The 12,324-nt window shown below is 68.0% G+C and carries 14 protein-coding genes and 1 tRNA gene; 7 read left to right on the top strand and 8 right to left on the bottom strand.

What is annotated here, in order from left to right; all coding sequences use genetic code 11:
- Positions 1-2: 2 nt before the first annotated feature.
- Positions 3-944, bottom strand: coding sequence for a DMT family transporter (locus WBV89_RS12985; RefSeq protein WP_423981775.1), 942 nt, complete (start codon positions 942-944; stop codon positions 3-5).
- A 121-nt stretch (positions 945-1,065) separates the two neighbouring features.
- Between WBV89_RS12985 and WBV89_RS12980 the strand changes: the two genes are divergently transcribed.
- Positions 1,066-1,518 carry a TIGR03618 family F420-dependent PPOX class oxidoreductase gene (locus WBV89_RS12980; RefSeq protein ID WP_423981774.1) on the top strand — a complete coding sequence of 151 codons (453 nt, stop codon included), beginning with the start codon at positions 1,066-1,068 and terminating at the stop codon, positions 1,516-1,518.
- 15 nt (positions 1,519-1,533) lie between these two features.
- On the opposite strand, the gene WBV89_RS12975 is transcribed toward WBV89_RS12980, so the two are convergent.
- Positions 1,534-1,902 (bottom strand): MmcQ/YjbR family DNA-binding protein, encoded by a 369-nt coding sequence (locus WBV89_RS12975; protein ID WP_423981773.1) that lies wholly within the window; start codon positions 1,900-1,902, stop codon positions 1,534-1,536.
- Positions 1,878-2,324 (bottom strand): hypothetical protein, encoded by a 447-nt coding sequence (locus WBV89_RS12970; protein ID WP_423981772.1) that lies wholly within the window; start codon positions 2,322-2,324, stop codon positions 1,878-1,880. Before WBV89_RS12970 ends, WBV89_RS12975 begins: the two co-directional genes overlap by 25 nt.
- Before the next feature lie 86 nt (positions 2,325-2,410).
- Between WBV89_RS12970 and WBV89_RS12965 the strand changes: the two genes are divergently transcribed.
- Positions 2,411-3,223, top strand: coding sequence for a helix-turn-helix domain-containing protein (locus tag WBV89_RS12965; protein ID WP_423981771.1), 813 nt, complete (start codon positions 2,411-2,413; stop codon positions 3,221-3,223).
- Between the two features lies 1 nt (position 3,224).
- On the opposite strand, the gene WBV89_RS12960 is transcribed toward WBV89_RS12965, so the two are convergent.
- Positions 3,225-3,296, bottom strand: a tRNA-Lys gene (locus WBV89_RS12960).
- Positions 3,297-3,338: 42 nt separating this feature from the next.
- Positions 3,339-4,040 (bottom strand): hypothetical protein, encoded by a 702-nt coding sequence (locus WBV89_RS12955; RefSeq protein ID WP_423981770.1) that lies wholly within the window; start codon positions 4,038-4,040, stop codon positions 3,339-3,341.
- Between WBV89_RS12955 and WBV89_RS12950 the strand changes: the two genes are divergently transcribed.
- The 4 genes from WBV89_RS12950 to WBV89_RS12935 all read left to right on the top strand — a co-directional run bounded on the left by WBV89_RS12950 (position 4,039) and on the right by WBV89_RS12935 (position 8,870).
- Positions 4,039-4,914 carry an LLM class flavin-dependent oxidoreductase gene (locus WBV89_RS12950; protein ID WP_423981769.1) on the top strand — a complete coding sequence of 292 codons (876 nt, stop codon included), beginning with the start codon at positions 4,039-4,041 and terminating at the stop codon, positions 4,912-4,914. The genes WBV89_RS12955 and WBV89_RS12950 overlap by 2 nt on opposite strands.
- 82 nt (positions 4,915-4,996) lie before the next feature.
- Entirely contained in the window at positions 4,997-6,385 is a 1,389-nt protein-coding gene (locus tag WBV89_RS12945; RefSeq protein WP_423981768.1) for a GTP pyrophosphokinase, read from the top strand.
- Positions 6,386-6,596: 211 nt separating this feature from the next.
- Positions 6,597-7,592 (top strand): hypothetical protein, encoded by a 996-nt coding sequence (locus tag WBV89_RS12940; protein ID WP_423981767.1) that lies wholly within the window; start codon positions 6,597-6,599, stop codon positions 7,590-7,592.
- A 30-nt stretch (positions 7,593-7,622) separates the two neighbouring features.
- The gene (locus WBV89_RS12935; RefSeq protein ID WP_423981766.1) at positions 7,623-8,870 is read left to right on the top strand and encodes a M20 family metallopeptidase; all 1,248 of its coding nucleotides are present in this window, start codon (positions 7,623-7,625) and stop codon (positions 8,868-8,870) included.
- Positions 8,871-8,937: 67 nt separating this feature from the next.
- Here the strand turns inward: WBV89_RS12935 and WBV89_RS12930 are convergent, their stop codons facing one another.
- Together WBV89_RS12930 and WBV89_RS12925 are read right to left on the bottom strand one after the other, a co-directional pair.
- Positions 8,938-9,744, bottom strand: coding sequence for an NUDIX hydrolase (locus tag WBV89_RS12930; protein ID WP_423981765.1), 807 nt, complete (start codon positions 9,742-9,744; stop codon positions 8,938-8,940).
- A 40-nt stretch (positions 9,745-9,784) separates the two neighbouring features.
- Positions 9,785-10,336 carry an OsmC family protein gene (locus WBV89_RS12925; protein ID WP_423981764.1) on the bottom strand — a complete coding sequence of 184 codons (552 nt, stop codon included), beginning with the start codon at positions 10,334-10,336 and terminating at the stop codon, positions 9,785-9,787.
- A 124-nt stretch (positions 10,337-10,460) separates the two neighbouring features.
- Between WBV89_RS12925 and WBV89_RS12920 the strand changes: the two genes are divergently transcribed.
- Positions 10,461-11,237: a class I SAM-dependent methyltransferase gene (locus WBV89_RS12920; protein WP_423981763.1), complete on the top strand. Its 777-nt coding sequence runs from the start codon at positions 10,461-10,463 to the stop codon at positions 11,235-11,237.
- Here the strand turns inward: WBV89_RS12920 and WBV89_RS12915 are convergent.
- Positions 11,238-12,324: NAD(P)-binding domain-containing protein (locus WBV89_RS12915; RefSeq protein WP_423981762.1), on the bottom strand; the 1,087-nt coding region annotated here is incomplete at its 5' end.

Below are 12,324 nucleotides of genomic sequence, written 5' to 3'. Positions count from 1 at the left end.
GTTCAGTCGGCGGGGAGGGCGCCGAGCCGGCTGCTCGGCGCGGCCGACGGAGCGTCGCGCGACACCAGCACCAGCCAGATCACGGCCCCGAGGATCACGGCGCCGCCGACCAGGGTCCCGACGCTCGGCACCTCGCCCGGCCAGATCCACACCCACAGCGGCGCGAGCACGATCTCGGTCATCAGCAGCAACGGCACCTTCGCGGCGGCGACCGATCGGTGTCCGAGGTTGAACATCGGGAGCCCGAGTCCGAGCGCGATCCCGCCGGAGACCGACGCCAGCGCGATGTCGCGCAGGCTGATGGCGAGCCCACCCTGGAGTATCGCGACCACCCCGGCGACGACGCCGAGCACCGTGCCGGCGATCAGCGTCGGGATCACCGGGTCGACCCCCGGAGCCGATCGCATCAGCACGCTGTAGAGGCCGACCGTGATCGGGATCATGCCGGCGAACAGAAGTGCGGACGTCGAGCCCACCTCGAGCCCCGCGCCGACGGTGATCACCACGCCGACCATCGTGATCGCAATCGCGATCGCGGTCGTGCGTGCCACCGCCTCGCGCAGCCACAGCCAACCGATCAGTGCCGCGAAGATCGGAGCGGCCGCGAGGAGGAACAGCGTGGTCGCCGCCGACGTCCCCGACAGGGCGAGGATGTACAGCATCGACGTCGCCGCGAGCACGACGCCGGCGATCCACGTGGTCCGGGTGACCGTCGAGAAGTCGACGGGGCGTCCGCCTCGGCGCAGCACGATCAGGATCACCATCGCCAGGGCGGTCGACGCCCCGCGGTAGGCGAGAAACTGGAAGTCGGTCGCGTCCTCGACCGCGGCGTACGCGATCGCGGTGACGCTGAACAGCACCCCGGCACCGACGACGAGCAGCCCGCCCTGCCGCTCGGTCAGGTCGCCCTCGCCGGCGAACGCGTCTCGGACCGCTTTCAGCACCGCGGAATCGTACGTCCCAGCGACGGCGCGCATCGATGGGGAACCCGGGTGCCAGCGGTACCCCCTGGCGCGGCCTTCACAAGTGCACTAACTTGGTCGCAACGACCAGGAGGTGAGCCCGATGTCCGCCATCCAAGCCCAAGCTCAAGCGATGCTGGGATCCGACGCGGTGGCCCACGTGTGGACCACGAACGCCGACGGCAGCCCGCAGGTGTCGGTCGTGTGGGTGATCGCCCACGACGACGAGATCCTGTTCGGCACCGACGCCCGGAGCGAGAAGGCCAAGAACCTCGCCCGCGACGACCGCATCATCCTGTCGATCGAGGACGTCGAACGGAACGAGCGGGGGTACCAACGCCACCTCGTGATCCGCGGTCGCGCTCGACTCGAACCGGGGCCCGACCCCCAACTGATGGACCAACTCGCTCAGAAGTACACGAGCCTGCGCCGTCACCCGCTGGCGCTGCGCGACTCACCGACGTGCGTCGTCGTGCGGGTGACCGTCGATCGGATGAGCGGTGTCGGACCGTGGATCGACGATGCGGTCTCGGTCGCAACGTCCGTCGGAGTCTGACACTGGTCCGGTCGTTCAGGCGTCGAGCTGTGCGAGGACCGTCTTCGGTGCGACGTGGCGGAAGGCCTCCTCGGCGATGCCCTCGATCTCGTCCCAGTCGGGATCGACGTCGAGGTAGACACCCAGCCATCCGCGCCCACCGACGTAGGGCGGCCGGAAGAACCGCTCCGGCTCGGCTTCGACCATCTGCTCCTGCACGCCGGGAGGCGCCGGGCACCAGAGGTGCACCCGGTCGTTGTCGTGGTGACCGTCGTGGAAGGACATGAACGTCTTCTTCTCGCGGATGAAGAAGCTCGGTGACCCGTGACTCAGCCGCTCGCTCGTCTCCGGGAGGGCGAGGCAGATCCGACGGATCTCGGTCAGCGGGTCGAGATCCTTCGCCATGCGACCCACTGTAGGAGAGCGAACGTGTCCACGAGAGCGGCCATCGCGAGCACGGCCACCGCGCCGCCCGCCGAGTACCAGCCGAGCAGCACGGTCGCGATGCTGGCGACGACCCACGTGACGTCGGCAACGATGATCTCCGGCGTGACCCGGCGCAGCGTGTCGACCGAGGTGGTCGACAACCATGCGCAGAGCGCGGCGAACGGGAGCAGTGCGACGCCGACGACGCGGACCCAACCCGGATGTCCGGTGTCGAGCACATCATCGATCCGTTCGGGAACCGCGGTGAGCAGCGCGCCGAACACGAGCGAGTTCAGCGCGTTGAGACGAAGAACGAGCCGGAGCTTGTCCGCGCACGAGCGGCGGTTCGTGCCGAGGGGGTTGTCCGGGGTCGGTCGGTGGGTGATGGTTGCGTGTGTCATGCGGTCATCGTGCGGGCGATCGATGTCCGACGTCGATGACCTCTGACGTCATCGAAGCGGCTCGCATCGATCGGTACGGTGACGACATGTCCGGAGAAGCCGTGGTCCCGCTCGACGCGAGCCGGTCGTCGGCCCGGTCGATGCCACCGGAACAGGGCATCGGTCCGCTGCTGCGAACGTGGCGGGCGCGACGGCGGATGAGCCAGCTCGACCTCGCGTCGGTGGCGGAGGTCTCGACTCGTCACCTGTCCTACGTCGAGACCGGCCGGTCGCGACCGAGCCGCGAGTTGGTACTCCACCTGGCCGACCACTTGGAGGTACCGCATCGCGAGCAGAACGACCTCCTGCTGGCGGCCGGACACGCGCCCGCGTACCGCCGGTTCGACCTGGCCGATCCGGAGATGGCGCCGGTCGTGTCGGCGCTGCAGTCGATCCTCGACGGCAGCGAACCGAACCCGACGCTGGTGATGGATCGCTGCTGGGACCTCGTGATGGCGAACGCATCGGCGCTCGCGCTGACCGAGGGTGTGGCCGAGCATCTGCTCTCTCCGTCGATCAACGTGCTGAGGATGACGCTGCATCCCGACGGCCTGGCGCCGTTCGTCGACGACTTCGACCGGGTCGCCGCTCACCTCCTCCACCGGCTGCGGCGACAGGCGGCGGTCACCGGCGACCCTGCACTTCACGAGCTGCTCGCGGAGTGCGAGGCGTACGCGCCGGGTGCGCACGACGTCGGCGAGGCACCGGCCATGCCTGCACTCGAGGTCACGATCCGCCACGGCGACACGGCGACCACCTACCTGTCGGTCATCTCCACCTTCGGCGGCGCGCTCGACGTCACCACGTCCGAATTGACGATCGAGACGTTCTACGACGTGACCGATTCACGCCACCGTTGAGTGCCTCCCCTGGGGCTCGAACCCAGAACCAATGGATTAAAAGTCCACTGCTCTACCATTGAGCTAGAGAGGCCTGATTTGCGGCGACATCGTACGGGAGCCTGGTTCGATCCGCTCAGACCGGTCGTCGCGGCCCGAGCCACCGCACCGCGATGAGCGATCCGATCAGCCCGCCGGTCGATGACAGGAACAGGTCGCCGATGGTGTCCACGTAGGTCAGGGACAGCGCTCCGGCGCCTCCGAATCCGTCTTCGGACACGGCCCACTCCATGATCTCCCACCAGACGATCGACATCGCACCGAAGCCGTAGCCGAGCAGTACGGCGTCACGCCGATCGTGGACGTTGCGGAACCGGAACGCGTGGAATGCGCCGACCAGCAGCACCCAGTTGACGGCGTGGAGCACGTCGTCGGTCCGGGGGAACTCGTCGTAGGCGCCCGACAGGTTGCCCAACGTGTCGATGAGGAACGGTGCGGCCAGCAGGAGGTCCGCGGTGTGCGGGTACGGCTCCCAACGGCGGAGCCGCGCGATGATCGGCACCAGCACGACGGGCGCCAGGAAGAGCGGGGCACGAAAGCCCATCGCCTTGCCCTCGATCGTGTCCGGCGACAGCCCGATCGCCACCGCGAAGCTGGCCACGAGCGCGACCTTGACCGCCAGGTTCGCCCATCGCGTCAACGGATTCCGATCGCCGTCGAGCACCCGCGAACGCGCGCTCGGCTGCTCGATGTCCGCGGTCACCGATGCAAGGTAGTCGGACGGTTCGGGCCGATGTGGCGACAGCATGTCGGCCCACAGCTGCCAGTCTGTCGACATGACGAAATTCGGATGGTTGTCACCGGTGGCCGGGCATGCGGGAAGTGATTTCCAACCGATCGTGATGTATCAGGAGGAACACATCCTCCCGCACGTGTTGCCGCACTTCGACTCCGTGTGGATCGCCGACCACTTCTACGGCTTCGACGCCGAGAAGACCGAGGGGTTCCTCGAGGCATGGGTCACCCTCACGTGGCTGGCGGCGAGGTTCCCCGACGTGATGCTCTGTCACCACGTCCTCGGCCACGGATACCGCAACCCGGCGCTCACCGCGAAGATGGCATCGACGCTCCAGGTGCTCTCGGGGAACCGGTTCATCCTCGGGATCGGCGGCGGTTGGCGCGAGGACGAGTACGAATCGTACGGCTACGACTTCCCGTCGGCCTCCACCCGGCTCCGACAACTCGAGGAGGTCGTGCAGATCTGCCGCCTGATGTGGACCGAGGAGCACCCGACGTTCGACGGCACGTACTTCCAGATCGACGACGCGGCCGCGACCCCTCGCCCCGACGTCGTGCCACCGGTCTGCATCGGCAGTTCCGGTGAGCAGATCGGACTTCCGATCGTCGGACGTCAGGCCGACATCTGGAACGGATCGTACCGAGGGGGAGACGACGCGTGGTTGCGGATGCGCGACATCGTCCACTCCGCTGCGAGCGACGCCGGCCGTGACCCGGCCGACATCGAATGCAGCCTCACCGTCGGTGGTGACCTCCCCGAATCCGAGACCGAATCCGAGGAGTGGGTCGAACGCCTGACGCACCTGCGCAGCCTCGGTGTCGAACACTTCATCATGGACTTCGGCCACCCGCTCGACCCCGAGCCGGGGCTCCGGTTCGCCGAACAGGTGATCGCACCGATGAAGAACAGCTGACCGTTGCCCCGTCGGTTGATCCCGAGCTCGACCGACGAGAAGACGGGAGACCCGGAGAGACTTGGATCTAGAGTCGGACTCGATGAGCGAGCGGAACGAGGACATGTTCGGCTACGCCGAATTCGGGGCCTGGTACGACACGTACCGGACCGACGCGCTCGAACCTGCTCTCGACCGAGCGATGACTGCGCTCGAACGCGAACTCGACGATGCACTTCCCGAACGCGATCTCACCAGGATCCGCAACATCTCCGGCCGGGTGAAGTCGAAGCGGCGAACCTGGCGCAAGGTCACTCAACCCGGCTACCGCCTGCAGATCCCCACCGTCGAGGACATCCCTCGCGTTGTCGACGATCTCGTCGGGATCCGCCTCACCTGCACGAACCTGCGTGATCTCGAGATGGTGCAGGTCGTTCTCGAGAGCTTGCCGCTGCACGCGAGCCCGAGGCGTCCTCTCGGACTCGACCCCGCGTCCGAACGTGATTACGTCGACGCTCCGAAGGAGTCCGGCTACCGCGGTTGGCATGTGAACCTCGAGGTGCAGCATGACGGCGTCCCCGTGATCTGCGAACTGCAGGTGCGCACCCTGCTCCAGGACAGCTGGGGTGAACTCACCCACGAGGACACCTACAGCAAGTCGGGGGAGCTGCCGCCGCTCGTCGAAGTGCTGAGCGCACGGATGGCCGACCTGCTCGCCACCCTCGACGACATCGCCGAAGACCTTCGCAACGAACTCGATCGCATCGACGAGGCGATCGTTGCCGAAACGGCCGGACAGGTCGACGCCGAGCCTGATGCCGACGCTCTCGCCACCGGACCCGGTGCCGATGCTGCCGACCTCTTGCTCCAACGCTGGCGCCTCACCGACCGACCGCTCGAGCTGTCCTCCCTTGCCTGGGCGCTCCAGCACGAGTTCGGCGCCGAGGTGAGCGACGACTGGTTCGGTTTCCGCACGTTCAAGCGGTTCCTCCGAGCGGCCGTCCCCGACGCCGAGATCAGCAGCGGGCGTCAGGTGTACCTGATGCCTCCCGGCGCCGCGGACGGTGATCAGAGTCCGAACAGCGATCCGGACAACGCCGCGAGCGCGGTCCCGGACGAGGCGCGTCGACTGCGCCGGATCGACAGCAGCTTTCCCCTGGTCGAAACCGCACGCTGGCGTCGCATCTACGACCATCTCGCCGAGGGATGGCGGCGTACTGGCACCGCCAACCCGTCGAAACGGGTCGTCAACCAGCTCACCCGATCCGCCCGAGATCGATCGAGAACCACCGGCGATCCGCTGTCGCGGCGCCATTTGGATCTCGTGGCGAAGACCGTGCTCGCGTCGAGCGAGTCCGGCGAACCGCTCGACGCTGATCAGATCGGCGAAGCCTTCGCCGTGGCGGTCCTGCAACGCATGACCGACCTGCGCGTCGTCAGCGTCGACGATGCCGCCGGCCGAGCCCGCGTCGGTCGCTGGCTCCTCGGCTGACGGGAGCCCTCCAGATTTCGACGACGCCGCTCGGACCGGTCGTCCCGGCCCACCGGACGGCTCCGCTCGCCGCCTCGACAGCATGTGAAGATGTACGACCGGCTTCAACCGCTGATGCCGACGCCGACGGAGCGTGATGCGCCCGATGGAACGAGCGCGTGGAGCGACGGCTCGGCCCCGTGATCTCTCCGAGGATGTCTACGATCGGCGGATGGACTGGTTCGCCGATCTGACGGGCTTCGGTGAGACCGAAGCAGCGGTTCGTTCGTGGCTGTCGGTCGAAGGCGAGGTGCTGCGATCGAGTGAGAACGGTCGTGAGATGCGGTGCGGAACGCTGACGACGCCGCCACTCTCCGAGTTGCGAACCTCGGTGCCGGATCGCGACGGTCCGGTGACGGTCCGCGAGGTGGTCGCCGACGCTCGGGCGCTGCACCTCGATCCGACCAACGCCGGAGCGATGTTCCAGGTGGCGTCGCAGTTCAATCTGCTGGAGATGCCGGCCCCGTCGGTCACGCCCGAACGTGGCGTCACCGGGTACTGGGGCGATCGAACGCAGGGCCCGGCGTGCGCGATCGCGTGCGGTGCGGGGACGATCCAGCGCAACTGGTTCGCGCCGGTCGGGGACAAGATCGGCCAGACCGCTGACCGCCAGATCGACTGCGCAGCGGAACTGGGTCGCGCACTGGCCGGCGACGACGGACACGATCTGTGGACCATGCAGAATGGCTACCTGTTCGCGACCGGCGACGGCCTCGCTCGCGTCGCCGGGGTGGTGGCCTCGTGCTCCGGCGACGAGCGGGACGAACTGCTCGGACAGCTGCGGATCGGTGTGCAGGCGAACACGGAGGTCACGTTCGACACGACGGCCGACACTCCCGGCCATCTGGTGAGCCAGGCCTACTGCGCGGCGGTTCCGGTCGGCTACTCGGATCAGTCGGCACGTAGTTGGGAACCGCTCGCGCTGCTCGTGCTCGACGCGACGTACGAGGCGACGTTCGCCGCCGCGACCGTCAACGCCGATGCGACCGGCAACCGATCGCTGTTCCTGACGCTGGCGGGCGGGGGAGTGTTCGGGAATCGGACCGAGTGGATCGTCGATGCGATCCGGCGGGCCATCGAGCGTCACGCCCGTGCCGACCTCGACGTGGCGATCGTCAGCTACGGCTCCCCGAAGCCGGAGATCCGCAGCCTGCTGACAGAGTCCTGATCCGAGAGTCTGAAACGGAGATCGAACGCGATGGAACAGCCCGAGTCGAACGAACACGATCACGTCGCGCAGCGGACATTGGAGTTGGTCGCGGCACCGTCGGAGACGGGAAGCGAACACCCCGCGATCGATCTGATCGCGTCGTGGTTGGGACCGGTGGCCGACGAGGTCGACGCGTGGGTGACCCCGATGGCGGACCTGGAGACCGACCCGGCGTATCCGGGTCGGGAGGTCGAGCGGGACGAGGTTCCGGTCGTGGCGGCGCGCATCGTCGGAGCGCGGCCCGGACCGACGGTCGTGTTGACCGGACATGCCGATGTGGTGCCGGTCGGCGACCGTGCGAAGTGGACGCGCGATCCCGCCGGAGAACTCGACGGCGACGTTCTCTACGGGCGGGGCAGCGCCGACATGAAGGGTGGGGTCGTTGCTGCGGTGGAGGCGTTCACCCGGATCGCGAACGGCGACCGTGACTTCGCCGGCGAGCTGTGTTTCGTCGCCGTGCCGGGCGAGGAGGACGGCGGGACCGGCACGCTCGCGGCGATCCGGCGCGGCTGGACGGGTGACTGCGTGATCGTGCCCGAGCCGACCTCGGGGGCCGACGGCCCGCAGGTCGTGGTCGCGCACGGCGGTGCGCTGACGTACACGATCGAGGTGGATGGGCGGTCTGCTCATGCGGCGACCCGGCTGCTCGGTGAATCGGCACTCGACCATTTCCTCACCGTCTACGCGGCGGTCGGGGAGTTGGAACGCGAGGTCAACGAGGCCGAACAGAATCCGGCGATGACGGCGACGGGTCTGCCCTACCCGACGACGGTCGGCGTGGTGAACGGCGGCGTCTGGGCATCGAATGTGATGGAGCAGATCTCGGCCGAACTCCGCGTCGGGGTCACCATCGACGAGTCGATCCAGGAGGCGGAGCAACGGTTCGAGCGCACGCTCCGCGCCGCGATCGCCGGCGATCCGTGGCTCGACGCCCACCCGCCGCGCATCGAACGAACGGGAGCCGCGTTCGGGTCGTCGTCGATCGACCCGGGACACGTCCTGGTGAGTGCCCTGCGCGATGCCGCCGAGTCCGAGTCGGGTGTGCGGCCGGGAACGATCGGCGTGCCGTACGGATGCGACATGGCGCTGTGGCGCCGCGAAGCCGGTGCCGCCTGCGCCGTGTACGGCCCCGGCGACATCGCCCACGCGCACGCCGTCGACGAGCAGGTGTCGATCGCCGAGGTGGTGCTCACGTCGCGCATCCTCGAAGCAACCGTGCTGCGACTCCTCGCGTAGCCGGCGGAATCATCAGCCGATTCGATCGAGCAACTGGCCGTCCGTTGGCGTCGCCGCCGGTGGCCGCTCACGACTGGTTGCCCCCGCCACGTCGTGGCTTGGTGCCGCGTCGTTTCGAGCGCCGCACGGGCGAACCGTCGGTCCAGGCGTCGCCGGCTGCGAACAGTTCGGGTGGACGGCCACCCTTCGGTCCGGCGGCGGCGCGTTCGCCGGTGGCGACCACGTAGCTGGAGTCGGGAGGTGACATCGACAGGCTGCGGCGGAAGTTGGCGGTGTCGAGTTCGTCGTCCCAGATCGCCTCGTACACGCTCTGCAGTTCCGACAGCGTGAACGTCGGTCCCACGAACGCGGTGGCGAGATCGGACCCCTCGAGGTCGCCACCGGCCCGACCGATCGCATCGCGCAGGATCTGCTCGTGGTCGAACGCGAGCTCGACCTCACCGTCGAGCACGTCGGCGACCGGCCACAACTGGGCGTCGTCCGCGTCGGTGCCGGCTTCGATCCGGCCGACCTCGGGCGTGACCGCCAGGTAGCCGACGGTCACGACGTTGCCGCGCGGATCGCGACCCGGGTCGCCGTAGCTGCCGAACTGTGCGAGGTGTCGAGGAGCGTCGACACCGGTCTCCTCGCGCAGCTCGCGCGCGGCGGCGTCGTCGAGCGACTCGATGGGATGCTTGAAGCCACCCGGCAGCGCCCACGCCCCCTCGTACGGGTCGCTCTGGCGTCGCACCAGCAGCACCATCAGCTGACCATCGACCACGCTCATGTTCACCACGTCCACCGTCACCGAGAACGTCGGATAGTCCGTCGTGTCGTAGCCCGTCGGCGCGCGATGCCCCGTTCGGGTGGCGGGCTTCTTCGGCCGCTCCGTCACGACGCGCAGCCTCGCTCGATATAGTCGTTTCGACTATTAATCAGGAGCTCGGTGCGCGGGTGATGTTGACCTCGGTCGGGTTCGCCAGCATGTCGAACAGGGCGGAGTACTTGGCCCCACCCGCGAGGAGCGCGTCCTTCTGGGCGTCGTCGCAGTCGGCGTCGATGTCGAACTCGACGTCGACGTTGCTGAACCCCTTGCGCACATCGGGATCGACCCCGAGCACGCCGCGGACGTCGATGTCGGCCGTCGCCCGGGACGAGATCTTGTGGACAGTGATGTTGCGTGCTGCCGCACCGGTCGCGATTCCAGCCGTGACGCAGGCCGCCAGTGCGTGGAGCACGAACTCCTGTGGCGTGGGGCCGTGGCCGTGACCCAGGGTGGGATGGTCGGCGTTGAACGAATACTCCTCGACGTGGGTGTGGTCGCCGCCCATGCCGTGCCACTCGTAGATCGACGACCGGCTGGCGGTCCCCTCGATCCATTCGTTCTGTGCCGAGAATCTGAACTGGGCGAGGTCGCCGTCCTCCCGAACCTTGGCGATCGCCCCGAACATCTTGTCGCATGGGACACCGTTGACTTCTTCGGTCATGGTCTGTTCCTTCCGCTCGCTTGTCGCGCACGTCGACAGTACTCCGTTCGGATTGCGCCCTCGTCCGGGCCGCTTGGCAGTTGCCTCTACTGTGGATGACGCACGCCGAGGCGAGGGGCAACCGATGACGTGGGAGATGGTGGACGAGGGCTGGGGTCGCAAGGCGGTCGAGTTCGCGACGTTGGCCGAACCGGCGAACTGTCGCGAGTACCTGGCGATGCATCAGCGGCTGGGGATCGGTGAGGGCGACCGACTCCTCGACGTCGCCTGCGGCGCCGGGTTGGCGATCGAGTTGGCCGGGATCCGGGGAGCGGTCTGCGCTGGGATCGATGCGTCGCCCCGACTCGTCGAGGTCGCTCGCGACCGCAATCCGGACTGTGACATCCGGGTCGGTGACATGGAGGCGTTGCCGTGGGGCGACGCGAGCTTCGACGTCGTCACTAGCTTCCGTGGGATCTGGGGCACGACGCCGGGCGCTGTCGACGAAGCCCGCCGCGTGCTCGTTCCGAGCGGACGGTTGGCGATGACCGTGTGGGGCAACGTCGGCAAGTCACCGGGCGCGTGGATGATGTCCCCGTACCTGTGGGCGACCGACGAGAAGGTCGGTCATCAGGCCGAGATGGTGTCGCTCGGACGACCCGGTGTGGGTGAGGCGTTTCTCGACGAGCGCGGTTTCGACGTCGCCGAGCGGTTCGAGGTTCCGTTCGTGTTCGAGTTCCCCGACCCCGAGACATACGCACGCGGTCTTGCGGCGACCGGTCCGGCCTACGAGGCGATCCAATCCATCGGCGAGGACGAGTTCATCGCCCGTGCGACCGAACTCGCGACCGGCCAGGTGCGTGAGGGCCGTGCCTTGCGCGGACAGATCCAGCTGTTCGGGTACGTCGGCACCAAGCGCTGATCAGCGCTGCCGTCGGCCGAGGTGCGCGGTCAGGTGGTCGGCCAGATCGCGGGTGTCGTCCTCGGCGCCGTGGATGAAGCTCGACTTGCGCCGTCGGAGGAACGACGTGCCGAGGATGTAGACGCCCGGTGCATCCACCACGCCCCCGTCGTGACGCAGTTGCCCGCGGGCGTCGAACACGGGGAGCTCGACCCACGACAAGTCCGCTCGGAATCCCGTCGCCCACACGATCGTCCGGATGTCGCTTCGTTGCAGGTCGAGGGTGAGTGGCGCTCCGGATGCGATGCGGGTCGGCTCGAAACGTTCCGCCGGTCCGATCTCGCCGGCCTCGTCGTCGTGGCCGTGGTCGGTGATCCACTCGTCGATGTCGTCGAGCAGACGGCCGAGCTTCTGGTCGGCCAGCGTGCAGTGGTTCCGTAGGCCACCCGAGAACATCGCCACCCCGTCACGGATCCCGCCGAGCCGGCCGCGCAACCGGACACCGACGTCGTCGAGGCTGTTGAGGTCCAGGGAACGTCGCTCCGGCGATCCGATCAGCTGTGGCGATGCGCCCTTCCGGGCCTTCGTGACATCCTCGACTTCGTCGTAGCGCTCGTCGAGTCGGCCGATCGCATCCAGCCAGCGTTGGATGTCGCGTCCGCGGTAGGTCCGCGGCATGCGGACGTGTTCGCCGACCGACAACGTCACCGGCCGACCCGAACGGTGGATCTCCTCCGCCAACTGCATCCCCGTGGCTGCCGCGCCGACGACGAGCACGCCTCCGTCGGCGAGTTGCTCAGGACTCCGATAGTCGAGCGGGTTCACCTGGTCGATGCCGTCGGGAACCGCGTCGGCGAACGCAGGGATGCTCGCAAGATTGCATGCGCCGCCTGCGAGCACGACGCATCGACAGTTCCACGTGCCGTCGTCGGTGACGACCGAGTAGCCGTCGGATGCGGGTCGGACCGCGGTGACCGTCGTGCCCGTGACGACGGGAGCGGCGACGGTCTCGGCGTAGCTCGACACGAAGTCCACGATCTGCGAGCGGGTCATGAACCCGTCGGGTTCGTCTCCGTCGTAGGTCTGGCCTGGCAGACGCGTCTGCCAG

Origin of the sequence: Ilumatobacter sp. (assembly GCF_049588435.1) — a bacterium.
GTDB lineage: Bacteria > Actinomycetota > Acidimicrobiia > Acidimicrobiales > Ilumatobacteraceae > Ilumatobacter_A.
The sequence above is the reverse complement of the archived record's forward strand: the minus strand, read 5'-3'. Positions and strand labels throughout refer to the sequence as shown.